This window comes from Microcoleus vaginatus PCC 9802 (assembly GCA_022701275.1).
GTDB classification, from domain to species: domain Bacteria; phylum Cyanobacteriota; class Cyanobacteriia; order Cyanobacteriales; family Microcoleaceae; genus Microcoleus; species Microcoleus vaginatus_A.
The window spans coordinates 5,728,682-5,752,729 of the sequence record CP031740.1 but is presented as its reverse complement, the minus strand read 5'-3'; the positions used below and the strand labels follow the sequence as shown (position 1 = coordinate 5,752,729).

Here is a 24,048-nt window from a genome sequence, read left to right as displayed (position 1 = left end):
TGAGGAAACATGAAGATCAATTATCCGGGCGATCGCGGCAAACTGTGGTTTAGCCCGATCGTGACCGTAGCCTTGGCAATGATTTTAGCGGATGCCGGTGCCCTTCGGAGCCAACCGCTACAAATTGCTCCGGGATTTCCCGAACCGCTGGGAGTTTCTGGAGTTTCCGGCGGCCCGAACAATAGCGGCGACTGCGGTTTTGTCTCCCAAGGACCGAACCACGTCGTCGAAGTAACGCAGGATTTGCCTTACTGGCGGATTGCAGTACAAACCGCTGGAGCTCCGAGTTTGATGATTCAGGGGCCGAGGGGGCGTTTCTGCGTCCTGCCGCCGAATGCTGCTGCGGGGAATGTAGAATTTTCCGGTTATGGGGACAAGGGGACTTATGTTATTTTTGTGGGCGATCGATCTCAAGGTCAACACCCTTACTCTCTCTCTATTTCCCAAAAGCGAAATTAAAAATACAACGGAATTAGGAGGCTGGCTGTCACAAAATAGCTTTTTTGCGATCGTAAATAAGCCGGAGTTCTGACAGCAAGTGCGGGGAAGCGGTCGATTTCTACGTTAATTTTGCGGATGAGAAAAACCTTAACTTCCTCATAAGCGCCATTTTGGTTCCTTTCAACTATTACTCCATTGCGGAGCTCGGAAGGTCTTTTTTCATCTCCTGGGTACCCTTCTACAAACTCTTCAAATGTTATCGATTTGATGATGGTTTGAATTATGAAAAATTCTCCGTTCATATAGCCATCAATAGTTCGTAGTGAGGAGTTTAGTCCTCGAATAGAGTCAATAAAAACTCAATCCCTTACTACAAACAAATTTTTTAATAGTAATTAACAGAACCTGATATGACATATTAATTAGGTAGGTGTAATAATGTCAGCTATAACCCCGAGTTCTTGAACAAGGGGGGGTTCTGAGTCTGATGTTTTAATTTTTTGCTGCGTGTAAAGTTCCCTAAACTTGCGCTGCTGCTCGTTGTGATCTACGATCGGAGAGGGATAATGAAGAAGTCGGCGTTCTAAAGACGAAATATTTCCTGTTAGCAAAACTTTAGTATCAACGCGGCGCAATTCTGGAACCCAGTGCCGAATATATTCCCCTTCCGGGTCGAATTTTTGAGCTTGAGTCGCCGGATTGAATATTCGCAAAGGTTTCGGGTCCATACCGCTCGATGCGCTCCACTGCCAGCCGCCGTTATTAGCACAAAGATCGCCGTCTATCAATTTTTGCATGAAGTATTTTTCACCCCACTGCCAGTTAATAATTAAATCTTTGGTGAGGAAACTGGCGACTATCATGCGGCAGCGATTGTGCATCCAACCTGTCTGATTTAACTGCCGCATTGCCGCATCAATAATCGGATAGCCAGTTTTGCCTCGACACCAAGCTTGAAAAAGCTTTTCATCGTTGTCCCAAGGAAAGTCTTTGAAGGCTGGACGGTAGGGGCCGTCTGCTAATTCTGGGAAGTTATACATGGCGTGTTGGTAAAATTCCCGCCACGCTATTTCCTGTTGCCAAGTCCGGATGCTTGTGTACGCTTCTTCGCTGTGGCAAGTGTCCATTACTATCTGGGTAGCTTGCCAAACCGTGCGGATGCCAATTGCACCAAATTTGAGGGCTGCGCTGAGTTGGGATGTACCGTTAATTGCGGGGGAATTGCGCTGTCCTTGATATTGGTAAATTGCCCGATCGCAAAATTCTTCTAATTTTTGTTGCGCTGCATCTTCTCCGGGTTCTATTACTAATGGATTTTCCCAAATAAATCCCAAACTAGAGGCAGTTGGCACTGTTTCTATTGCACCTGCTTCGTTTGCGAGCTCTTGTTCTTCAGTCGTTAATCCGGTCATTAATTCCAGATAAGTTATCGGCAGTGTCTCTACTGGTTGGGCTTTGGGTTTACTGTTCCATTTTTTCCAAAATGGTGTATAAATTGTGTAGGGAGTCTTTGTACCGCTGCGAATTTCATCTGGGGCGTGCAGGACTTGATCCCAGAAATTTTGAACTTTAATTCCTGCTTGTTGGAGGGCGTTTGATACGGAGAGATCGCGCTGTTTTGCGTAGGGTTCTACATCCCTGTTCCAAAATACTGCTTTGGCATTTATCGCTATTGCTAGTTTCGGTATTCCTAGACTCGGGTCATCTTGAATTATCAGCAATTGGCTGCCTAGTTCCCTGTAACGCGAGGAGAGTTTTTGCAAGCAGCCGATCATGTATGTGACTCTTGCTGGGGCTACGTCATCCCGATTTAGGATATTGCGATCGAGACAAAAAATCCCGACTACTTTCGCGCTTTGCTGGCGCGCTGTGGCCAGTCCGATATTGTCAGAAATACGCAAGTCGCGGCGGTGCCAAAATAAAATTAGATCGGACATTCGATTTTAGATTTTAGATTTTAGATTTTAGATTTTCCCGTCCTGGACACACGCGGGGTCAAAAACCCGGTTTCTAAGTTAAGATTTATCGGTTTGATGCACGATTTTTATAAGAAACCGGGTTTTTTCGTCAGTCCTATTTAAGTCAAAAATGGACGGGCTAAGAAAAAGCTAGAAATTGATTTCGCGTCAATTGGTTCCCCAGCTAAAATAGCCTTTTCTAATTCTTCAGGGGTGAATAAAACTGTTTCAAGGTCTTCATCATCGTCTTGTGCGGGGGGCTTTTCCAGTTTTTCCAAATCTTGGGCTAAAAAAGCATAAATGATTTCGTCGGAATAACCGGGGGCGAGAAAAAATTGCCCTAATTTCTGCCATTTTCCGGCCCGATATCCGGTTTCTTCTTCGATTTCGCGTTTGATAGTTTCGGCGGGGCTTTCATTGATTTCGACTGTACCTGCGGGAAATTCTAAAATTCGCCCTTTGGTGGCAAAGCGGTATTGTCGCACCAAGACGAGTTTACCTTCGGGTGTGACGGGAACTGCAAGTGCTCCGCCCGGGTGGCGAATACATTCCCACTCGCCTTCGGAACCGTTGGGAAGACGGAGGGTGGCTACGTCAAAGTTAAATTTGCGCCCTTGGTAAAATAGGCGTTGTTTGAGGAGTTGGGGTAGTTCTTGACCGATCGACATAAGGGAGAAGCGAATAATGTTTGAGTGCACCGATTTAAGACATCATAGGCGATCTCATACGATTTTAGATTTTAGATTTGAGATTTTAGGTTGGGAACGACTGATAACTATCACAGTTTGGAGCTTACCTACGGTTGCATTTTTTTTTACTGGTACGATGCGTGAATTTTGCTCAATTTTTACAAGGGCAATTTTTGCACTCCGGAACATTCTGCGGTTTGCAGGAGTTGGACGATCGCACTTTTCGTCACCGGATGCACCCAATCCGGGGCAATTTCTGCTAAAGGTACTAATACAAAAGCTCTTTCGGTCATCCGGGGATGAGGTAGAGTCAGTGTCGGAGTTTCTAAGATTAAATCGTCATACAGCAGCAAATCTAGGTCGAGGGTTCTTGGCCCCCATTTTTCTCGGCGAATTCGATTAAATTTTATCTCGATTTCTAATAATTTTGCTAGCAATTGTTCGGGTTGTAGTGCAACTTCTAGGATGGCGCAAGCGTTGATGTAATCGGGTTGCGGCGGCCCTACGGGGGCGGTTTGATACCAGCTTGAATGAGATTTTACGGCTATTCCTGGGGTGTTGTTGAGGGTTGCGATCGCGCTAGAGAGTGTGGCGAGGGAGTCGCCTAAGTTGCTACCGAGGGCGATCGCACATTTTGTTGATTTCATAAAGAAGGAAGAAGGAAGAGGGAAGAGGGAAGAAGGAAGAGGGAAGGGGGAATAGGCAAAAGGGAAGAGTAAGGCGGGGCGCGTTTATCGATATCCTTGGATAGCTAAAAAGATTTCGGGTTAAGCCCGCCCATACAAGTTGTATTTTTGCAAAAATTCCCCCTAAAGCCTGCTTTTTTGGTGCATTCTAATAACACAAAATATTATTTTAATTTAAGCTTAATGTTCTGTTAATTTTTATTAATTATTATTGACAAGTGTTAGTATTGAGTTTCAAACCTAATGAATTTGTACCTACGCTTATTGTCGGCGGTCATTCTAGCAATTATCAGTTTAACAGCAAGTATATCGATAGCTTTGGCTGAAACCAAAGAGCGCTACCTTACCTTAGATTCGGACGGCAGTCAATCTTTTGCGAGTTTAGTGCAGCAGGCGGAAGATTTAGCGAAAGAGTCGATCGCCCGCGAGTTTCAAGAAAATCCGGCATTAACAGAAGTTACAGTCATCATTACAGCCGATCGCAGCCGACAAAGAGTTCCAGTTTTGCGATCGAGAGTATCCCGCCACGACTGGCAAAAAGATGCGAGAATCGAACAGTGGACTAGATATTTTGCCGATGCTCAATTGCTGCTGGGATTCAGAGACGGCAATACTTCGCCCCGAAATTCAGGGTCTTCGCAAGTGATTAATGTACCTGCGCCCAGTCGAGCGACATCGCGAGAAAACGATCCGGGTTTTCGAGATGATTAGCTTTTAAACTCCTAGGGGCGGGTAAGCGGGAAAAAACTTTAGTTATACACATAAACTCTATACAAAACCCGCCCCCTAACTAACTAACTTAATACATTATCCCTCAGTCCTTATAGCTAGCTCTTCAGCTTTGATCGACAAGTTTTTACTCCTGGCGTACTAATTAGATTGGTGCTAATTTAACCTATTTTTAACTGAAATTTATCCCTACTTTAATTAACCAAAAGCTTAACTATCCTTAATTTAACAGTAGTAAATTTCTATTAGACTCGTCTGAGTAGGGATGTTGGGTTGAATAAGGAATTTATGTCTAAAATAACTCGCCGACAACTGCTAATTTTCTTTGGTAGCAGTGCAGCTACCACCGTGCTTGCTCCGGGGCTAACTCAAAAACTGTTCGGCATCAATTCCAGCGCTGCTGAAGCTTTAGTTCCGACATCTTTCACTCCGTTAAGACTTCCCCACCCGCTGCCGATTTATCGACAACTGCCCAGCTTTATGGCGATGGCGCCGGGGGGACAGGGAACGGTTATGGCTGCCTCGCAGGATACTAGATTAACGAGTTACAGCGTTGTTGACGATGTGGTTGTGCCGCCGGAATACGAACGTTACGTGATTCTCCGCTGGGGCGATCGAGTTTTCCCGAATCCTGCCGACTATTTCGGCTACAACAACGACTACACAGGCTTTGTAGGCCTTCGTGGCAGCAATGACGACGGTTATCTCTGGGTTAACCACGAGTACGTATCCTTCCCGATGTCGAAACAGGCACCCGATACCCCGTCAGATTTGGCATCATTCCCAGCAACGGATCGCGCCGTCCTCGGTATAGACTTATCGGTAAAGAATCGCGATACCCTCGGCGAATTTCTGTACAATCTCGGTGGTTCGATCGTCCGCATCACCAAACAAGCCAACGGCAGATTTCAGGCGATCGCCGGCGACTCCCTCAACCGCCGTATCCACGGACTTTCCGGCCTCGGAATCAACAGCCAGCGTTCCGACACATACAAAGATGTCACCTCCTGGGGAAGCAGACAAGGCGACGACAACTACCTCATCGGCACGGGTCCTGCAGCTACCCAAGTCTTCGCGCAAGTCAACACCGACGGACTCGGCAACCGGATAATCGGTACAGCCTACAACTGTTCCGGTGGCACAAGCCCTTGGGGCACAATCCTCTCAGCCGAAGAAAATTTCCAAGGTAGCGAAGATTTTTTCGTGGGAGTTCAGGAAAACATCAAACCCAACGGCGGCCAAACCAGCTACGCCAAGGGTACTATCGGCGAGGAATTCGGCTTAGTCGGCGAAAAATACGGCTGGATGGTAGAAGTCGATCCCCTAGATCCGAGTTTCCGCCCGCGCAAACACACTTGGTTGGGCCGCTTCCGCCACGAAAACGTCGCGATTCGTGCCGAAGCCGGCCGCAGATTAGTAGTGTACATGGGAGACGATCGGCGCGGCGGACACACCTGGAAATTTGTCAGCAACGGTAGTGTCACAAATCCTGCAGATAAAAGCAACAGCCGCTTGTTTGAAGACGGCGTTTTGTACGTCGCCCAATACAACCGCAACGGTACTGGAAGATGGCTGCCACTAACTATAAATAGCCAGACAAATCCAGTGCGTCCTTCTCAAGTTGGCGAGGCGGAATTAGCAAGTTTTGGCAAAGCTCAAAGAGATGCCGCTACTCGCTTCCCCAAACGCGCAGGAATTGCTGGTCAAACCCAAGACGGCGGTTCTTTTGTAGTAGATACAACCAATGAAGCAACAGCACTTCCGGGCTACCAAAATAAAACTCTGGCTAATTTCTACAGCAGCCAAGGCGCGGTTTTAGTTGATGCTTTTTTAGCTGCTAATTTGATTGGTGGCACTCCGACGGCGCGGCCGGAAGATTTGGAAGTTAATCCTACTACTAAGGAAGTTTTTATTGCCTATACTGACGGCGCACCGGGAAGCGACGGCTATCCAGATTCTCGCATTTTTAATGTTGCTAAATACGGTAGCGCAGTCAACAGCAATCAGCAGTCGGGAGGAGTTTACAAAATAATTGAAGACAGTCCTGATGGTGCGGGTTTGACGTTCCGCTGGCAGCGTTTGGCTCAAGGTGGAGAAGCCGGTGCGGCAGATGGGGCGGGATTTGCTAATGTAGACAATTTGGCTTTTGACCCTCAAGGCAATGTTTGGGGCGTGACTGATATGTCTACGAGTACGCACAACGGTTTTGATGTCGGTGCGACTGGAGAGCCAACGACGATCGACCATAAAAAGACTGGAAATGTGTCAGATCTTACTGGTGTTTTCGGCAACAATTTTCTGTTTTACATTCCGACTTCCGGCCCGAATGCAGGAACAGTAATTCCGTTTGCTTACGGCCCGAACCGATGCGAATTGACAGGGCCGACTTTTTTGGGAGATACGCTGTTGCTTTCGGTGCAGCATCCGGGGGAAGATTGCCCCATCGATGACGGTACTGTACTCAGTCGGCCAATTGAAATGTTGGATTTGAACGGTGCTGTTTTTAATCAGACTCGTAGGGTTTCTCGCGGCAGTTTGTGGCCCAGCAATATTGAGAACGATCGGCGCCGTTCGCCGATGCCGTCGGTGGTTGGGATTCGCCGCGTGCGATCGACTCCAACGGGTCAGTTTGTTTAAAGAGGACTTACGCATCGGGGCCCAGAAACCCGGTTTTTACGAATCTGGAGTAAGATTAAATGAACCGCCAAGGCGCTAAGGACGCGAAGAAAGAGAAAGAAGAAGATACTGTTCTTTATTCGCGCTCTAGCGCCTTCGCAGTTCGTTCAAATAATTAAAAAAATCCCTAAGATAATTAATATCAAATCCCTTAATAGCGGAATTTTTAAGAAAATTGTACTTGGCGATACAAATCGGCGATTGCAATTTCTAGATTCACCGATTCAAGTTGCAAGGAATCGCCCAAACCATACTCAGAGAGTACCCATTGCCCCTGTCGATCGCGCCGAAACATCTCTAATCCTGGCTGTTCAGCTTGCACCCAAACATACTCTTGCAGTGTTAAAAATTGGCGGTATTTAGCAAATTTAATCCCGCGATATGCTGCTTCTGTAGAAGGCGATAAAACTTCGATAATTAAGGAAGGAAATTGCACTAATTGCGGATCGTTATCATGCTCATCACAAGTTACTACAACATCAGGATAAAAATACTTTTGCCCTCGTTCTCCCTGTAGTTTCACAGTTAAGATGTAAATCTCGTAGGGGAGATTAAGGCGATCGTCTAATAGCTTGAAGAAGTTGAGGCAAATCCGATTGTGATTGCGGGTTTCGCCTCCTATCGCGACTACTTCGCCATCCCAATACTCGTAGCGTTCTTCTTGGGTGGGTTCCCAAGCGAGGTATTCTTCTGCACTCATCGATAGGCGATCGGGTAAGGCAACCATAATGCGATCGGGAATCAAGTATGTTTCTAGAATAGCTCGAATCTACCTGTGTAGCCTACAATAAAGTGTAAATATACCTTTTACTCGCAAGAATCAGAAAGGTAGGACGATCGCCCTATTTTGCTGTAGGGATTTTTACGTACTTATTATCTGCGGCTCCAACAGTAATTTTCCCGCCAGAAAACGCACTTATTTCATTGACTAGCCATTCTATTTCTGGAGGGGTTAGCCGAGCAAATTCTGTGGCTTTATAATATTTTTCTTGCCCTGAAATTGCCATTGAATGCCGGATATACATACTCCATTTGCTAAAATTTTTATTCATAATTGTTGCATCTACCTGACATTTATACCAAGGCCACAGGTGAGTCACGGAAATCTGATTGCGATCGATATTTATTTTAGTCGCTCTTAAATATAATGTGTTCGCGATGCTCCATAATATAGCAAAAGTTATGCCTCCCGAAGGGAATGAAACGAACGAGAATAATATCACAAATAAATCAATGAATTGAAGCCCGTCTTGAATCACGACGATTGTCAATATAAAAGGCAATAAAACTAAGCCCAAGCAAGGCAATGTGACTAGCAACATCACGCAGGCTCCCCAAAAAGTCAACCTTTCTCGCGGAATCAGAATCTCTAGATTCTCCCCATCTTCCCTCAGTTCAATCCTACTCCCAAAAGGTTTTTGTCTAACCATCGAGATATCAGTTGTCTGGCGGGGATTTTCCAAAGCTTCCAAGGCCTCTTTTGCAGATGCGAGGCGGCGGTTCAAACTCGGTTGTGTCATCCACTTCAGCCAAGCAATTAAATCTGGATTGAGATTGACTGTTGGCTCAAATTGAATTTGCGAATTACCTTGGGATAACTCGGCTGGATGCCTACCTGTTGCCAAATAAATTAATGTCGCACCCAAGCTGTAAATATCGGAAGCGGGAACATTCCTGCCGCCAAATTGTTCGGGTGGCATATATCCGTAAGTCCCAACAACAGTAATCGTACTACCTTTTCTGGCCGCTAGTGTCTGTACGGAACCAAAATCAACTAAATAAACATCACCGACACTATTGCCAGATATATTTGCCAGTAAAATATTACTTGGCTTGATATCTCGGTGAATAACTTGCGGCTGTTGCCCGTGAAGGTAACGCAAAATTTCCAGTAATGCTTTAGCCAGTTGCTTGATTTCTGCTTCGCTAAAAGTTCGCCCGCTTTTTAACCATTCCTCTAACGATTTGGCTGGGATATAGCTTTGTACCAAGGCAAATCCTTTACCAGTTGGTGTATCCACATCAAAGTAATCCAGGTAACGGGGAATTGCCGGATGAGAAAGCAGTTGTAAAGTTTGCGCTTCTCGTTCAAACAGCTTCAAGTTATCCCAGTGAAAATCTTCTCCAAAAATCAGTAACTTAATCGCCACTAACTGTTGGGTGTGCAAGTCGCGCGCCAGCAACGTGCGCCTTCCCGCATTTTTACTTAACTGTTTCTGAATGACATAACGTTCTTTTAAAATTTTACTTGCCATTTTTTCCAATCCTCTTGAGAATAGTGGTTGTTAATTTCATCTGCCATCTATACTTTATTCACTAATAGGCAAATTTAACCATTCGCTGAGTTCCCCTGCTATCCAATCAATCTCGCCATCGGTGAGATGGCTGGTAATAAGTTTATATTCCTGTGTTCCCGCCCAAATCTGAATGTCGCGATGAGGATAAGGGCGCGATTCTGTAGGTTTATTCACTATGGATCGTAATTTACAGATAGCCATCCTTGGACTTGTAGGCCGAAGATTATAACGTACAAATCCCAACCAATTGGAAGTCAAAAAAATTTGTTTGCGATCCAGGTGCAGTCTAGTAGAGCTGGGTTCGGTGATTATTAAATTGATGGAAATAAAAATTCCAATTCCGACAAAGCAACAGACAATTACCGCGAATAATCCAAGAAACCAAGAGTAGGTAATAAACGCCGCTCGAATAAACACTACACCGGCAAAAAGCGCAAAAAACAATATAAATGACAACCCTAATATCTCAAAAATAACTGACCATAGAGAACGATAAGGAGAAATTATAATTTCCAAACTCTTCCGGCTTTTCGTAATTTTAACCCTACTCCTAGCAGGTTTTGGCACAACCAAGGGTATCGCCTCTCTCGGTTTTTCCAGTGCTTTTAATGCCCGATCGGCCGAGGTTAAGCGGCTGTTTAAATCTGGTTCGGTCATCCACTCAAGCCAGTCCACAAAATCCGAACTAATAGCGTTTTTTGGCTCAAAATTAATACGCAAATCTTCCTGCGGCAATTCGGCTGGATGGACTCCCGTTACTAAGTAAATTAACGTTGCACCCAAGCCATAAAGATCGGAAGCCGGAACCGCGCGCCCGCCAAATTGTTCGGGCGGCATATATCCGTAAGTTCCGACTACAGTAACCGTGCTACCTTCTCTCGCTGCTAAGGTTTGAACTGAACCAAAATCTACTAAGTAAACTTCACCCAACCAACCACCTTTATTAAGGGCGGAGTGTTTTTGTTTGAGGGGCGATCGATCCGCTAACAGAATATTACTCGGTTTAATATCTCGATGAATTACTGGCGGGTTTTGGTGTTGCAAATATATCAAAATTTCCAGCAACTTATTAGCAATTTGCTTTATTTCTTTTTCGTTAAAATTCCGTCCCGATTCAACCCATTCTGCCAAAGATTTCGCTTCAATATAGCTTTGTACCAGTGCAAACCCTTTAGTCTTTGGTGTCGGGAACTCAAAATGGTCTAAGTAACGAGGAATTGCCGGATGGGAAAGTGACTGTAAAGTTTCGGCTTCTCGTTCAAATAGTTTTAAATCGTCCCATTGGAAATCTGCACTAAAAGTAAGAATTTTGATTACGACTAACTCCTGAGTTTGTAAGTCGCACGCCAGCAAAGTTTGTCGTCCCGCATTTTTTCCCAGGCCTTGCTGAATGGCATAACGTTCTTTTAACACTCGCTCTACCATATTTCTTCTCTAAATATTGACAGCTTTTACTATACTTCAGCCTTAACGAAAGCTGCTAGGAAAAAGCTCCATTTGTAACAAACATTAATTATGACTATTATGATATGACTATTATGAATTCAAGCAATGGCACAAGCGTTGCTAAAGTACGCGAAGCTGTTGAGAAAGTGCTGGCACAAGAGTCTTACAAAAAAAGGCCGATCGACATGGAAGGGGCGATCGCACGGAATTAAGCGCGCTGCTGATATTCGATCGTTATGATGCGATCGACATAGCTTGTCGAAGAATAAACTTTAACAGTCCTGGACGCACGGGGGGCCTTTCAACCCGGTTTCTGCGTCAATATCTCAAGGCATATATCCACGATTTTGAGGGGAACCGGGTTTTTTGCGTCCAGGACTATTTAAATTCGATCGAGGTTTGTTGAACCCAGGCTGTACTCGATACGCCGGGGACACGGCCAGCTTGTAGTTGCGGCCGATACCTAGCCAAAAGTTCGGGTCATTCCCCCGTCGGAAGATTGGCTGCAAGCTGGTCTTTTTGTTAGCTGAAAAATCTACTGCTGGTTAGAACCTTGCGGGGGTTAATTATCGTACACAGGACTTACGCAGGTACGCTATATATAGCCTGACACAAGTTACGATCGCCCGTTCAAGAAAAGTGAGCGATCGTCGTAAGATTCAAATTGAACTGCCCAAAGAATCACCGACTTTCCTGTTAAACAAGTACGCAACGTATAGTTGGGTCTTTCAGTTCTTGTTTGAGGGAGTCTGACAGTAATTCCTCCTTTAACTGGTCTACTGTTTTTTCAACCATTCACGCTGTTTTTTTGAAGAATTTCCACGCTAAAATTGCACAAGCAATATGATTCCTTTGAATCAATGCTTTGCGCCATTTACAGGCTTCTCTACCCTCATGTAAGTCACTGTAATTGATTAAGTGCGATCGTACCAACTTTGCAGCGCCAAGCGGTGAACTTCCCGCCAGCTAATATTTTTAATTCTGGCAATTTCCGCGCAATCTTCGTATTCCGGCTGTACATTAACAATCGTTTCTCCCGACTTCGCAACTTTTATCTTGACTTCGCCGTATTCTGTTTTAACTGTCTGGATTTCTCGGGGTAAAATCGTTCTTTGTTGAGTCGATCGCCTAATTCCCAGAGTAGTAGTTTCGCGAAAGATCACAACTTCGCAAGCATCCTGCCATTCGGGAGGACAAATCGCCGTTAACAAAACTCCCAGCCGCGACTTTTTCATCACAATTGGGGCAGTGAAAACATCCAGAGCTCCGGCGGCAAACAAAGCATCAAAAACATAGCCGATCGCCTGCGGACTCAAATCATCAATTTGTGTTTCCAATACCGTAATAGTTTCTATGGAATTCGCCATTGGGAATTGGTTAAATATTTCCTTCTCCCCTCTTCCCTCTTCCCTCTTCCCTCTTCCCTCTTCCTTCTTCCCTCTTCCCTCTTCCTTCTTCCCTCTTCCCTCTTCCTTCTTCCCTCTTCCTTCTTCCTTCTCCCCAATCCAGAGGCGCAAAATATTAGGAATTGCCAGCATTCGAGAACCTGCACCCAAACCGATCGCCTGAATTTGCATCGGCGGTGGCGGGCCGAAAGCAGAGGCGAGAGTACAGGCGATCGCAGTTCCCGTAGGAGTGCACAATTCGCGATCGATCCCATTGCTGTAAACCGGCACTCGGTGCGTTTCCCACAACCGCATCACCGCCGGCGTCGGCACCGCTAACTTACCGTGGGCTGCCTTCACCGTACCGCCACCAGTCGGCATCGCCGAAAAGTAAAACTCCTGAATATCCAACCAATCCAAACCCAAACAAGTACCGACAATATCAATAATTGCATCCGCCGCCCCCACCTCGTGAAAGTGAACCTCGCTTGCGGGGATACCGTGTACGGCACCTTCTGCCTCTGCTAATTTGCCAAATACGGCCAAACTCCAAGCTTCCACGCGCGGAGGCAATTTTGCAGAGACGATGATTTGCTCAATTTGTGGCAAGTGGCGGTGATGAGTGTGGCTAATTTCGGCATCTGGTTCGCCGTGACTGTGAGAATGTTCTTCCCCGTGATGATGGTGGTGGCGGGCGTCAAAAGTCGGGGATTCCGTTTCCGAGGGATCGAGTTCGGTAGCGGAATTTTTGGGTTTTAACCACAAATCCGCAGCTAAATCTACATAAAATTTAGTTGCTTGTTGAGTATTCCGGTGGACTAATTCCGTCCGCAACTCGTACTCTGTCGAAATGCCGAGCAAATTGAGTTTTTCGATTAGGTAGTCTAAAGGAACGCCAGCGTGGATGAGAGCTCCGATGCACATATCGCCAGCAATGCCAGTTGGACAGTCAAAATAAGCTATTTTATTCATTGTTAACAATTAATTTTCAACATTGATTGTTTCACTGGATATTTCGATCGCCCACTTAGCCTGCAATATCTTAACATGGCAACTATTTACGAAGTGCATCCAGTTGCACCCCAAAGAGACCGGATCGAGAAGATTACAAAAGCTCTAAAAGATGGGGCCGTGATGCTTTATCCGACAGATACAGTTTACGCGATCGGCTGCGATATCAACTCCAAGTCTGCAGTAGAACGAGTCAGGCAGATCAAGCAACTATCCAATGATAAGCCTTTAACGTTCTTGTGTTCCTCTCTGTCAAATATCACCGACTATGCTGCAGTCAGCGATGAAGCATACAGAATTATCAAGCGGTTAATACCGGGGCCTTATACATTTCTGCTGCCAGCTACCAAGTTAGTGCCACGGTTGGTAATGAACCCAAAACGCAAAACCACTGGAATTCGCGTTCCCGACCAGCGGCTTTGTTTTACACTGTTGGAAGCCTTGGGAAATCCAATTATTTCAACATCCGCTCACATTACCACGGATGATGAAGGTGCAGCACCAGTCCCTGCATCTAAAGCAGAAAGCTTTGGCAAAGCTGAGCTGTTTGACTGTTTTTCTAAGTTAGTGGATGTCATTGTCGATGACGGTTCCGATCCGGGATATCAAGTTTCTACCATTCTCGATTTGACACAAAGCGAACCGATTGTTGTCCGCCGTGGTTTGGGTTCGGAAGCTGTCGCCGTTTGGGAAAAAGATTAAAATTTTAAGGGGCGGCTTAAGCGCTAAATTCGACCACAACCGCCCCATTTTTGTAGTTCTAAACTGCTTTAAGCCTCTACCTTAACTCCTTTCCAAAAAGCAATATATCCGGCAATATTTTTAGCAGCATCTTTCGGAGTAGGATAGTACCAAGCAGCATCTTTATTCACTTGTCCGCCGACTTCGACACTGTAGTAACTAGCAACACCTTTCCAACCGCAAGTAGTGTGAGTGCTGCTGTCCTTGAAATACTCGCGGTTGATGGCATGGGCGGGGAAATAATAGTTGTTGTCTACAATTTCGCACTTGTCGCTCTCGGCCAAAACGGCACCATTCCAAATTGCTTTCGGCATCAGTTTTTCTGCTTAAATTGAGATTCTCAATTATTGTAACTGTATTTGTGCTCAAAAGGCATAGAATAGTTTAGAAGCCAACAACCAACTACTGCAAATGTCAGCGTCTAATCCGCCACTATCTTCTGTGCCGCTGCCCCTGGAACAAGCACTCAAACATTTTTTTGGCTATGACTCTTTCCGCCCGGGGCAGCAGGAAATTGTCGAAGCTGCTTTACAAAAACGGGATATGATGATTGTCATGCCGACGGGCGGTGGCAAGTCTTTGTGTTTTCAATTACCGGCACTGTTGAAACCGGGATTGACTGTGGTTGTTTCGCCGTTAATTGCTCTGATGCAAGACCAGGTGGAAGCTTTGCAGGATAATGGAATTGGGGCGACTTTTCTCAACAGCACTTTGAGCAGTCAGGAAACCCGATCGCGCGAAACTGCGATTCTCGAAGGTAAGATTAAATTGCTTTATGTTGCACCCGAACGCTTGCTGGGTGAGAGATTTTTACCATTTTTAGATATAGTAGCAAATAAGTTAGGAATTTCGGCATTTGCGATCGACGAAGCCCACTGCGTTTCGGAATGGGGGCACGACTTTCGACCAGAATACAGGCAAATGCAACGAGTGCGCGATCGATATCCCGACATTCCCATTATGGGACTAACCGCCACCGCCACCGAGCGCGTCCGCCAAGACATCATCCAGCAGCTAACTCTGCGAAATCCCTACATCCACGTCGCCAGCTTCAACCGCCCCAATTTATACTACGAAGTTCGCCCCAAAACCAAGCACAGTTTTGCCGAAGTTTTGCAAATCATCAAAAAAAAAGGCGGTTCAGGAATTATCTATTGCCTCAGCCGCAAAAAAGTTGACGAAGTTGCTTATAAATTGCAACAAAGCGGCATCCAAGCCTTACCCTACCACGCCGGCATGAACGATGTCGATCGCGCCACCAATCAAACCCGCTTCATTCGCGACGACGTGCAAGTAATGGTAGCCACAATAGCCTTCGGTATGGGCATTAACAAACCCGACGTGCGGTTTGTAATTCACTACGACTTACCCAAGAATCTCGAAGGATACTATCAAGAATCCGGTCGCGCAGGCCGAGACAACGAACCCGCCCATTGCAGCTTATTTTTCGGCTACGGCGATGTCAAAATGATCGACTACATCATCGAGCAAAAACCTGACCCACAAGAACAACGAATTGCCCGCCAACAGTTGCGTCGAGTAATCAACTATGCAGAATCCACCGATTGCCGTCGCACAATCCAGTTAAGTTATTTTGGCGATTCATTCCCCGGAAACTGCGGTACTTGCGATAACTGTTGCAACCAAAAACCCGTAGAAGATTGGACGATTGAGGCAATGAAATTTCTTTCTTGTGTCGCCCGCTGCCAAGAAAAATTCGGCATGAATCACATTATTGACGTGCTGCGCGGTTCAAAAAATCAAAAAATATTGCAATACCAGCACCACCAACTTTCTACTTACGGAATTGGCAAAGATAGAAGTGCTGAGGAATGGAAAAAATTGAGTCGTTCGCTGTTAAATCAAGGTTTTTTAGACGAAAAGACAGACGGATTTCCCATTTTGAAACTCAATGAAAAAAGTTGGGAAATTATGAAACGTCAGCGCACAGTTGAAATCGCCATTGAACCCCAGCGGGAAGTACAGGGGAAAGTTCGTTCTTTGGCAGTAGAAGTAGAAGGTTTATTTACCGTACTGCGGACGCTACGCAAACAAATTGCCGACGAACAATTTGTGCCACCTTACGTAGTTTTTGCCGATAAAAGCTTGCGAGATATGGCAGAAAAACGCCCGCAAAATCTCAGAGAATTCGAGGAAGTTTACGGCGTTGGGAGCAACAAGCGAGATAAGTACGGTAAGGTTTTCTTGGAGGCAATTCGCAATTTTTGCCAAGAACAAGGATTGCCAAGTGGTGCTGCATCTTCTGAGGTCGCTAATCTTCCCAATCTTTCCAACGTGGCGTCTTATTCGCAGATGCAAACCTGGGAATTATACCGACAAGGTTTGACAGTTCAAGGAATAGCCAATGCGCGGGGTATGAGTCCTAATACTATTTCTGGGCATCTGATAGAATTGATGGAAATGGGCAGGGAAGTTGATATAAATTTGTTGGTGGAACCGGAACGCCAGCAGGCGATAGTGTACGCAATTGAAGTTATGGGGGATGAGAAACTGAGAGCAATTTATGATTTTTTGGAAGAACGTTATACGTTTGAGGAGATTAAGTTTGTGCGCGCTTGGTGGCGGCAAAATTATGTAGGTTTTTAACCGCAGATGTATGCAGATGAAGGCTGATGGACGCAGATAATTGATGGGAGGAGGGAAAACTGAAAATTAAAAAAGTAGCTTTTGGGGATAATATATTAGAGGGGCGTTGTGAACCGATATATTTTTTCCATTGGGCTTTGCTAGCTGGCGTATATGGGGTTGGCAAAACTCCAATTTACAAAGTAATTTTAAGCTCGTTATAAGTCAGTAAGCTTGGGTTAACTAAGCGTCTCATTTTTCGCTATGCTTCGCGCAGTTGCGAGGGTACGAAGCAATCGCCGAGACTTTCTTCAGTTATCAATTTTAGTGAGTGGCGAGGGCTATAAATTACCTTTTTAACTGAACCTTATTGAGCTATAAGTACCTCGTAAAACCACTTTTTACCTAAGTAGTAGAGTGCGTGAGAGGGAGCAATATTTAAATTCACACGCATGAGACTATTTACACTCACGCCCCGCCCCAAGGATTGAATAATATTGATGCAGCCGGAAACGATATTAGGTCTCTCTGTGCACCCAGAAGTACCCTAAATTTTAGCATTGTATGTGGTTGGGGCAAAATTATATATATGGGTTTTTGAAGGCGATAAATTAAGTTTTTACACTTTAGAATTGTACAATAAATAGTTGACTTCGTTAGCCAACCATTCGTTAAACAGATTGTGCAATATTTCTTGATACCGTTGAGGGGTTAATTCCGCCGGAAGAAACTTTTCAACCAGGAACAAGTGATATCCTAGCTCTGTTTCAATTGGACGAATAACTTCTCCGGGTTTAGCGCTAAATACAGCGACGGCTATGTCTGGTTTTAAACCCCACCGATAAACCTTGCCTTCGCAACCGCATAGATGCCGACGATTTTCGTCAATATCGTAAAGGTGAGCGGCATCAAAAAAGCTAATTTCTCCTTCTTGAATTTGATAAAATAGTTCCTGAGCAAGCTGGGGTTTGGCAACAACAATTTGATAAAGAATTATTTGGTCGAATTGCAATTTGTTTTGAACAAAAATTTTTTCTACTTCTTTGCTGAACAAGTGTTCTGCTAGTTTTTTGCTGAGGAGCCGATCGCGAATCCCTGCCTCTAAATCTTCTATAGAAATCATCTGATCGACCAGCCAAGCAATCGTATCCGCCGCTTTCTCCAAACGCTTCTCGCGGCGGAGTTGGTCGCCCACAGCTTGAATTTCGTCGGGAGTCACAGTTAACCCTCGTTCCCGGGCGGCTTTCTCAATAACTTTTTTCTGCAAAACCCTTTGACTAAAGGTTTTTAATTGCATCTCTTGTCTGAGTAGTTCGATGATTTCACTTGATTCAATCAATGGCCCGTAAAAGTCCTCCATCTTTCTCTCTCAACCTATATAAATTTATTAACTTCATCCCCCGACGATTTCTGCGGGGTAGTTGATGTTAACGGTTAACGGTTAGCTACAAGATGTCATTTGGCAAACTAATAAAATCAGCATTGCTCAAAGTTGTTGCACCCGCTGCGTTAACTGTTCCCAAAACAACACCTAAAATTCGATCGCCATTATTTGAACTAAACTTGACCAGAGTCGCGTCTGTCGTACCGTCACCATCGGTATCAAACGCCACGAGTGTCAAGTCTGTTACCGAAAGTCCCCCTATCAGCCCAATTCGATCGCCTTGAGCGGGATTGAAATCAACGACTCGATCTGCTAACAATGGATTAGCTGCTGCACTAGCTGTTTCGGGTCTAAAGGCAAAGGTATCAGCGCCGCTACCTCCAATCAATGTATCGCTTCCGAAGTCGCCGCAAAGAAAATCGTCGCCGTTGCCGCCAATCAGCCAATCTTGACCTTTCCCTCCCCGCACAGTGTCGTTTCCATCGCCTCCATCTATCGCATCGTCACCTCTGTTACTTGTGACAATATCGTCGCCGCTTCCTGCAAAAATTTGATCGACCCCGCTACCGCAAATAATCACATCGCTGTCGCTGGTGCCGAGCCAATATCCGTCGCCGTTGCTGTCGTAGGTGATAGTTAATGCGCCAGGATAGTTTTCTGGGGCGATCATTTCTGGAGGGGGGGTTGTCTCAGCATTGCTGTTGTTCGTATTGTGAGCGGGAAGTGCGATCGAATTATTGCTGTTACTGTTATCTGTTGGCTCAGAAATTATCGTACTCTCGCCGCCAGTACCCGTACTGTCTGAGTAGGAATTAGAAGAACTTGAATTGCTAGAAGTGCCGCCAGTCACGGGGGTGAACGTTGCACCGTCATTATTTGACGGTGTGGGTGTTGGGGGTGTGGGTGTTGGGGGTGTGGGTGTTGGCGGTGTGGGTGTTGGCGGTGTGATATTAATTACCGGTGCAGAGTCTGTAGCAGCCGGAGCAGCCGGAGCAGGCGCAGGTTCAGGTGCAGGCGCTGGTGCAGGCGCTGGTGCAGGCGCTGTGGCGCTAGTAGTTGGCGGAGTATCTAAACCGCTGCTAGCTGAGGCGCTGGCACTGCTAGAAGTGCCACCGGGAGCCGATGCTGTCTGAGCGCTGCCGCTGCTCCCTGCCGGAGAAGTCGCTGTCGAGCTGCTACTGCTGGCACCGCTGCTGTCTGCTAACGGCGCAGGTGTTGGCGCAGGTGCAGGCGCTGGCGCCGAAGCTGTGGCGCTAGTAGTTGGCGGAGTATCTAAACCGCTGCTAGCTGAGGCGCTGGCACTGCTAGAAGTGCCACCGGGAGCCGATGCTGTCTGAGCGCTGCTGCTGTTCCCTGTCGGAGAAGTCGCTGTCGAGCTGCTACTGCTGGCACCGCTGCTGTCTGCTAACGGCGCAGGTGTTGGTGCTGGCGCAGGTGTTGGTGCTGGAGCGGGCGCAGGTGTTGGTGTTGGTGTTGCTGCCGGGGCTGAAGCTGTGGCGCTAGTAGTTGGCGGAGTATCTAAACCGCTGCTAGCTGAGGCGCTGGCACTGCTAGAACTGTCGCCGGGAGCCGATGCTGTCTGAGCGCTGCTGCTGTTCCCTGTCGGAGAAGTCGCTGTCGAGCTGCTACTGCTGGCACCGCTGCTGTCTCCTAACGGCGCAGGTGTTGGTGGTGGCGCAGGTGTTGGCGCAGGTGTTGGTGCTGGTGCTGGCGCTGGCGCTGGCGCTGCTGCTGGGGCCGAAGCTGTGGCGCTAGTAGTTGGGGGCGCGACTGTAGAAGCACTCGCTGCTGCGCTGCCGCTGCTAGATGTAGCCCCCGCCGTGTAAGCAGTCTGACTGCTGGTACTGCTTCCCGTCGGGGAAGCGGCTGTCGCGCTGCTGGTACTGCCCGCACCGCTGCTATCTACAAAGGAACTAGACTGGCTGGAACTGCTGCTGCTGCTGCTCGCACCAGGGTTAAATGAATCTGAGGGAGGCATCGCGATTTATCTCCTTTTATTTATGGCTGTCCGGCTGAATTTTCATTAAATTTGATTTAACCATCGCAATCACCATCAAAAAGCCTTTTAAAATTTGAAATCCACCTTACACTGGCAGGCACTCTAGCTGTTTTCAATTGGGTGAGTACAGCCTCACAATTACTTTTTTAAAATTACAATTTCAAATTCAACGGCCCACCGCGATCACCAATCATTAGGGCGGACTGCTAAAGATGAACAAAGATCTGCTCTGGTTCAAGGAGAGAGAATAACTGTTTTCAGTGCGAGCGTAAGAGTTAGCTGTAGCTGAGGCTTCAGTAAGAGCAATATAAGGACTAACATAGACCTTTGTGTCAGTGTTAGCCAGAGTCGAGGTATTTTCGCCAATAGCAAAAGCATTAGCACCAGCACTGTCAAATCCATACATGGCAAAATTGTTAGCGCTACCAGTCGCGCTCGTCTAACCAGCACCTACAAGCTTACTTGCTCTTGGCACTGTCTCTATATAGTTTAAGTCCTCAATAATCCTGTTTTTCCACCGCAACAATTTTTAGTAGATGCTTAACTGATGTTAAAATGCGTGCCACTCAAAGCGATTAAGGATGTTGACACTATATAAACTAGCTATGTAAAGTTAGGCTATAATTTGTGAACTACCTATATAGGGGTCAATCCAGCAATTATTGCATTTCTTTACATAGCTGAGTTTCTGACTGCTGGTCTACACTGCTGTTAGTACCAGTAGTAGGGGTAAGAACTACTACTTGAACTCGAACCGCTGGAAGAGCCAGCAAAGCCAGGCTGGGTAGTTGTGTTGGTGAATGTGTATGCAGAACTTATAGCACCGAAGGCTGTTGCGTAAGCTGAAGCACCGGCAGAACTGTAGGGGTTGTAGTAGTAGTAGTCGTGATATCCGCCTTCAATACTGGTTTCTGTTTCTTCGGAAACAACTTCTACATGGTTCAGGTCTGAGATAATCATGGTTTTTTTCCTTGTTGGTTAACTGCTTGCTCGAAGCAATCTTGTTTGCTTTCGATGTACCTAATATATCTGGACTAATTAGAGCTGTGTTGCCAATTTGGCAGATTTGTGGAAATTAAAATGTAAAGTAAACTTCATGAATATTTGTGAAGAATTGGTTCAAAAACTACAGAAAATCGATGTATTTTGATATTCAAAAACCAGCCTCGTTTTATACTCTATTAACGAGACTGGTTGTGTGCCTACTGAAAAACCCGATCGCCCGCGATGAGTAATATCAAATCAGGTGGCATCGGAATTGATATTACCCCCAGTCAGGACACGGCGCCCTACCGTTTCCCGAAAATTAATGGGGCGATGCTTGCATCTTTCATCGCGGGCGAAGGCGGGCGAACCCTCGCCCGTGCTACGGTTATTTTGGCGTAGGAAAATGGCACGGTGCGGTGTCCGACCTTGCCGTGTTGTCGATAGTTAGATCCTAGAGCACTCGAAGAGAGCAATTTGATCATCCAATCCGGTTGATTTTACCCGTTCGTTATATCAATTTTGCGCTTCATCGTCGGGCGTAAAATCGATAAGGGTACCCCACAATCATTCCGGTGCAACCGGAATTGATATCAACCAAAAAACAGGTACACTCAACGCGGGCGATCGGGTTGTCAGTCGATCGACTAATTTACTGGCCCGCCGAATTAAACCAGCGCGTCTTAAATCCAGCAAAAAATTCTTGATTGTGAACATCAACCGTCGGCGCCAAGATATTTGAACCTTCCCCCCCGACTTCAGCGACAAAACCTGCGGTATCTGACTGCAACTCGCTACAAATGTGAATTGCATCACCCCCTTGAACTCCGGCTCGTTTTTCCCTCACCACTTCCACATAATCTAAATCCGCAATTTTGCTCAGCCCCGGCTGAGTTTCCGATTTCCTCATTTGACTGTTTTCCTTGAGCAAGCGGTTGGAAGTACGGTAAGGGATATAGTCGAGAGGGTTGTAACCCGTGCACCGCAAAAGTAAAAAACAAGCCCAAGAATACTTTCCTGCCACAATCGCTGCAATTATCTCATCCAATTGTTCTGGTTTAATTCCAACTGGGGAATGATTGGCAGAATGGTGAAATTGGGATGTCATAGCTTTATCCTGCTTTTTGTAAAGTGCAAATGTGTTAACTGTTGACTGTTGAGTATTGGCTGTTGGCTGTTGGCTGAGTATTTCTACAAACTCATGCCGCCTTTTTGTAATTGCTTGAGAGGATCGAGCAAAATGTCGGCTATGCTGCGCTGGCGGATGACAATTTCCGCAGTAGCTGTCTGGCCAGCTTTGAGTTTCCAGGTTTGATGGTTGGCTTTCACTGAGTCTCGATCAATACTCACTTCTACCCGGTAAAAAACACCCAATCGTTCGTCTGTTTTGGCATCCGGCGAAATCGATACCACCTTTCCCGGAATCACGCCGTAATTTTGATAGGGAAAAGCATCGAATTTGACTTGTACTGGCATTCCGGTTTTGACAAATCCTGCTTCTCGATTCGGCAAACTCACTTCCAGCACTAGCGGAGCGTGATTCGGAGTCATTTCTGCAAGAGTTTGACCCGGTTGCACGACTTCGCCGGTGTTGTGGACATTGAGAGTCGAAACAACTCCGCTGACGGGTGCGTAGATAAATCTTTGTTTGAGCTTATTTTTTGCTTGAGCGAGGAGGCTTTGGGTTTCGGCAATTTTGGATTTGACTTGATTTAATTCCATTTCCAACTGCTGAATTTTTTGCTCTTTTTCTAACTGCGTGTGGCGCGCTGCGGCTTGTTTGCTGGAGGCTTCGGCTTGCAGCCGATCGACTTCTGCCATTTGTTCTGTTAATTGACCTTGCATTTTGCCGATCGAATTAATACGATCGCGCAAACCTTGCTCGACTTCAAACAGCTTTTCCTTAACCACAGTTGTATCAGACAGTTGACTTCTGAGGGCAGCACTTTGCCTGTCGCGCACGGTTTGCTCGACTTCAAATACTCGATCGTCAGCCTGAGTTGTCTCCCCCAACTGGCTTCTAATCACCGCATTTTCGCTTTCCCGCAGAGCTTCCTCAGCTTGAAACAATACATCTTTTGACAGCGCTCCCTCGTCTACCAAAGGTTTAAGTCGCGCGATCCGCTCTTTGTGAGCCGCCACTTTTGCTTGCAATTGTGCCAACAAATCTTGACTCTTATTTTGCAGCGGTTTCACCTGCTCGCGTCTAGCCTGTTGAGAAGTGACATCGGTTTTCAGTTGCGATAACAGATTTTCTGCCTGTTTTTCCAGAGGTTTGAGCTGTTCCTTGCGCGCTTGCTGAGACACTACATCTGCTTGCAATTGTTCGATTTGAGACTGCGTGGTAGTCGCTGAAGCGCGAGCCCGATCGATCGCAGCTTCAGCCCCCCGCTTGTCGGCAGCAGCAATAGCTTGGCTGGCTTCAGCTTCCAGTCTAGTTCTCTCGATCAAACTACTCTGCTGCACCAATTGAATCTGATAAGCGCCCAGAATCTTATCAAGACGCTCCACCTCGCTCGCAGCAGTGGACGGGTCTAATTCCGCCAATAATTGTCCTGCTTTGATTTTTTGACCTTCTTTGATAGCGAGGTTAATAATTTTTCCCGGCTCCGTCGGATGAATTTTGTAAACAGCACCTTTGGGAACTAATTTGCCCTGAGCATGACCAACTTGGTCAATTTTTCCCAAAGTTGCCCACGCTCCAAAAGCTACGGAAAAAACCATTCCTCCTAATATCAGCCGCTGGGGAAAAGATACTGGCGGCTGGTCGAGTACCGAGTGCAAAGAAGTAGACCAATTATCACCATCATGCTGCCTAAACTTTGCAGTATTGATACCGTCATTAGTTTGAGAGGAGCGATTTTGAGATTCTACAAGTTCTAAAGAGCGGTCTTTTTTTCTGGCTTCGTTTTCTTGCCTTGAAGCTACGCCCCCATAAACTTCAGCTATTTCATCAGGAGCGCTGCCTAATTCTTTGACATCTTCTGAAAGCATAGTATTTATCCAAATTAGTCTGTTTACAGTTGGCAGTTGGCA

At 46.2% G+C, this 24,048-nt stretch carries 19 protein-coding genes and 3 pseudogenes; 7 read left to right on the top strand and 15 right to left on the bottom strand.

The genetic code is table 11. The features are described from left to right. Positions 1-9 precede the first annotated feature (9 nt). A complete protein-coding gene (locus tag D0A34_23830) occupies positions 10-459 on the top strand; it encodes a hypothetical protein (protein ID UNU21473.1) in 450 nt (149 codons plus the stop codon). 89 nt (positions 460-548) lie between these two features. Here D0A34_23830 and D0A34_23825 read toward each other — a convergent pair. The 4 genes and pseudogenes from D0A34_23825 to folK form a co-directional block, all read right to left on the bottom strand. Then, positions 549-725: pseudogene (locus tag D0A34_23825) on the bottom strand (Uma2 family endonuclease). 210 nt (positions 726-935) lie between these two features. Then, positions 936-2,378, bottom strand: a pseudogene (locus D0A34_23820) (deoxyribodipyrimidine photolyase). A gap of 140 nt (positions 2,379-2,518) precedes the next feature. After that, on the bottom strand, positions 2,519-3,067 hold the full coding sequence (locus D0A34_23815; protein UNU21472.1) for an NUDIX hydrolase: 549 nt from the start codon (positions 3,065-3,067) through the stop codon (positions 2,519-2,521). 179 nt (positions 3,068-3,246) lie between these two features. Beyond that, entirely contained in the window at positions 3,247-3,735 is a 489-nt protein-coding gene (gene folK, locus D0A34_23810) for a 2-amino-4-hydroxy-6-hydroxymethyldihydropteridine diphosphokinase (GenBank protein ID UNU21471.1), read from the bottom strand. 282 nt (positions 3,736-4,017) lie between these two features. On the opposite strand from folK, the gene D0A34_23805 reads away from it, so the two are divergent. Then, positions 4,018-4,485, top strand: a complete 468-nt coding sequence (locus tag D0A34_23805; GenBank protein ID UNU21470.1) for a hypothetical protein — start codon at positions 4,018-4,020, stop codon at positions 4,483-4,485. A gap of 306 nt (positions 4,486-4,791) precedes the next feature. Next, positions 4,792-7,140, top strand: a complete 2,349-nt coding sequence (locus D0A34_23800) for a PhoX family phosphatase (GenBank protein ID UNU21469.1) — start codon at positions 4,792-4,794, stop codon at positions 7,138-7,140. Positions 7,141-7,345: 205 nt separating this feature from the next. Here the strand turns inward: D0A34_23800 and D0A34_23795 are convergent, their stop codons facing one another. The 4 genes from D0A34_23795 to larC form a co-directional block, all read right to left on the bottom strand. Further along, a complete protein-coding gene (locus tag D0A34_23795; protein UNU21468.1) occupies positions 7,346-7,906 on the bottom strand; it encodes a Uma2 family endonuclease in 561 nt (186 codons plus the stop codon). 115 nt (positions 7,907-8,021) lie between these two features. Continuing rightward, the gene (locus D0A34_23790; protein UNU21467.1) at positions 8,022-9,434 is read right to left on the bottom strand and encodes a serine/threonine protein kinase; all 1,413 of its coding nucleotides are present in this window, start codon (positions 9,432-9,434) and stop codon (positions 8,022-8,024) included. Positions 9,435-9,488: 54 nt separating this feature from the next. After that, on the bottom strand, positions 9,489-10,901 hold the full coding sequence (locus D0A34_23785) for a serine/threonine protein kinase (GenBank protein ID UNU21466.1): 1,413 nt from the start codon (positions 10,899-10,901) through the stop codon (positions 9,489-9,491). 935 nt (positions 10,902-11,836) lie between these two features. Beyond that, entirely contained in the window at positions 11,837-13,279 is a 1,443-nt protein-coding gene (gene larC, locus D0A34_23780) for a nickel pincer cofactor biosynthesis protein LarC (GenBank protein UNU21465.1), read from the bottom strand. Between the two features lie 75 nt (positions 13,280-13,354). On the opposite strand from larC, the gene D0A34_23775 reads away from it, so the two are divergent. Then, on the top strand, positions 13,355-14,020 hold the full coding sequence (locus D0A34_23775) for a threonylcarbamoyl-AMP synthase (GenBank protein ID UNU21464.1): 666 nt from the start codon (positions 13,355-13,357) through the stop codon (positions 14,018-14,020). Between the two features lie 68 nt (positions 14,021-14,088). Here D0A34_23775 and D0A34_23770 read toward each other — a convergent pair whose 3' ends face one another. Continuing rightward, complete coding sequence (locus D0A34_23770) at positions 14,089-14,373, bottom strand: DUF427 domain-containing protein (protein UNU21463.1); 285 nt, start codon at positions 14,371-14,373, stop codon at positions 14,089-14,091. A gap of 97 nt (positions 14,374-14,470) precedes the next feature. Between D0A34_23770 and recQ the strand changes: the two genes are divergently transcribed. Further along, the gene (gene recQ / locus D0A34_23765; protein ID UNU21462.1) at positions 14,471-16,666 is read left to right on the top strand and encodes a DNA helicase RecQ; all 2,196 of its coding nucleotides are present in this window, start codon (positions 14,471-14,473) and stop codon (positions 16,664-16,666) included. Between the two features lie 598 nt (positions 16,667-17,264). Here the strand turns inward: recQ and D0A34_23760 are convergent. Further along, positions 17,265-18,005, bottom strand: a complete 741-nt coding sequence (locus tag D0A34_23760) for a peptidylprolyl isomerase (GenBank protein ID UNU21461.1) — start codon at positions 18,003-18,005, stop codon at positions 17,265-17,267. Between the two features lie 85 nt (positions 18,006-18,090). Continuing rightward, positions 18,091-18,879, bottom strand: coding sequence for a hypothetical protein (locus D0A34_23755; GenBank protein UNU21460.1), 789 nt, complete (start codon positions 18,877-18,879; stop codon positions 18,091-18,093). A 4-nt stretch (positions 18,880-18,883) separates the two neighbouring features. Between D0A34_23755 and D0A34_23750 the strand changes: the two genes are divergently transcribed. Both D0A34_23750 and D0A34_23745 read left to right on the top strand, forming a co-directional pair. After that, entirely contained in the window at positions 18,884-19,162 is a 279-nt protein-coding gene (locus tag D0A34_23750; protein ID UNU21459.1) for a hypothetical protein, read from the top strand. Positions 19,163-19,438: 276 nt separating this feature from the next. Beyond that, positions 19,439-19,528: pseudogene (locus D0A34_23745) on the top strand (transcriptional regulator). A 693-nt stretch (positions 19,529-20,221) separates the two neighbouring features. On the opposite strand, the gene D0A34_23740 reads toward D0A34_23745, so the two are convergent. The 4 genes from D0A34_23740 to D0A34_23725 form a co-directional block, all read right to left on the bottom strand. After that, positions 20,222-20,434 carry a hypothetical protein gene (locus tag D0A34_23740; GenBank protein ID UNU21458.1) on the bottom strand — a complete coding sequence of 71 codons (213 nt, stop codon included), beginning with the start codon at positions 20,432-20,434 and terminating at the stop codon, positions 20,222-20,224. A gap of 305 nt (positions 20,435-20,739) precedes the next feature. Next, positions 20,740-20,988 (bottom strand): hypothetical protein, encoded by a 249-nt coding sequence (locus tag D0A34_23735; GenBank protein UNU21457.1) that lies wholly within the window; start codon positions 20,986-20,988, stop codon positions 20,740-20,742. Between the two features lie 676 nt (positions 20,989-21,664). Continuing rightward, the gene (locus tag D0A34_23730) at positions 21,665-22,120 is read right to left on the bottom strand and encodes a hypothetical protein (GenBank protein ID UNU21456.1); all 456 of its coding nucleotides are present in this window, start codon (positions 22,118-22,120) and stop codon (positions 21,665-21,667) included. 83 nt (positions 22,121-22,203) lie between these two features. After that, on the bottom strand, positions 22,204-24,006 hold the full coding sequence (locus D0A34_23725; GenBank protein ID UNU21455.1) for an HlyD family efflux transporter periplasmic adaptor subunit: 1,803 nt from the start codon (positions 24,004-24,006) through the stop codon (positions 22,204-22,206). Positions 24,007-24,048 lie beyond the last annotated feature (42 nt).

Excerpts from the sequence above, each read along its gene's own strand:
- D0A34_23830 (UNU21473.1), top strand. The coding sequence starts at position 10 with ATGAAGATCAATTATCCGGGCGATCGCGGCAAACTGTGGTTTAGCCCG.
- D0A34_23815 (UNU21472.1), bottom strand. The coding sequence starts at position 3,067 with ATGTCGATCGGTCAAGAACTACCCCAACTCCTCAAACAACGCCTATTT.
- folK (UNU21471.1), bottom strand. The coding sequence starts at position 3,735 with ATGAAATCAACAAAATGTGCGATCGCCCTCGGTAGCAACTTAGGCGAC.
- D0A34_23805 (UNU21470.1), top strand. The coding sequence starts at position 4,018 with ATGAATTTGTACCTACGCTTATTGTCGGCGGTCATTCTAGCAATTATC.
- D0A34_23800 (UNU21469.1), top strand. The coding sequence starts at position 4,792 with ATGTCTAAAATAACTCGCCGACAACTGCTAATTTTCTTTGGTAGCAGT.
- D0A34_23795 (UNU21468.1), bottom strand. The coding sequence starts at position 7,906 with ATGGTTGCCTTACCCGATCGCCTATCGATGAGTGCAGAAGAATACCTC.
- D0A34_23790 (UNU21467.1), bottom strand. The coding sequence starts at position 9,434 with ATGGCAAGTAAAATTTTAAAAGAACGTTATGTCATTCAGAAACAGTTA.
- D0A34_23785 (UNU21466.1), bottom strand. The coding sequence starts at position 10,901 with ATGGTAGAGCGAGTGTTAAAAGAACGTTATGCCATTCAGCAAGGCCTG.
- larC (UNU21465.1), bottom strand. The coding sequence starts at position 13,279 with ATGAATAAAATAGCTTATTTTGACTGTCCAACTGGCATTGCTGGCGAT.
- D0A34_23775 (UNU21464.1), top strand. The coding sequence starts at position 13,355 with ATGGCAACTATTTACGAAGTGCATCCAGTTGCACCCCAAAGAGACCGG.
- D0A34_23770 (UNU21463.1), bottom strand. The coding sequence starts at position 14,373 with ATGCCGAAAGCAATTTGGAATGGTGCCGTTTTGGCCGAGAGCGACAAG.
- recQ (UNU21462.1), top strand. The coding sequence starts at position 14,471 with ATGTCAGCGTCTAATCCGCCACTATCTTCTGTGCCGCTGCCCCTGGAA.
- D0A34_23760 (UNU21461.1), bottom strand. The coding sequence starts at position 18,005 with ATGGAGGACTTTTACGGGCCATTGATTGAATCAAGTGAAATCATCGAA.
- D0A34_23740 (UNU21458.1), bottom strand. The coding sequence starts at position 20,434 with ATGTATGGATTTGACAGTGCTGGTGCTAATGCTTTTGCTATTGGCGAA.
- D0A34_23735 (UNU21457.1), bottom strand. The coding sequence starts at position 20,988 with ATGATTATCTCAGACCTGAACCATGTAGAAGTTGTTTCCGAAGAAACA.
- D0A34_23730 (UNU21456.1), bottom strand. The coding sequence starts at position 22,120 with ATGACATCCCAATTTCACCATTCTGCCAATCATTCCCCAGTTGGAATT.
- D0A34_23725 (UNU21455.1), bottom strand. The coding sequence starts at position 24,006 with ATGCTTTCAGAAGATGTCAAAGAATTAGGCAGCGCTCCTGATGAAATA.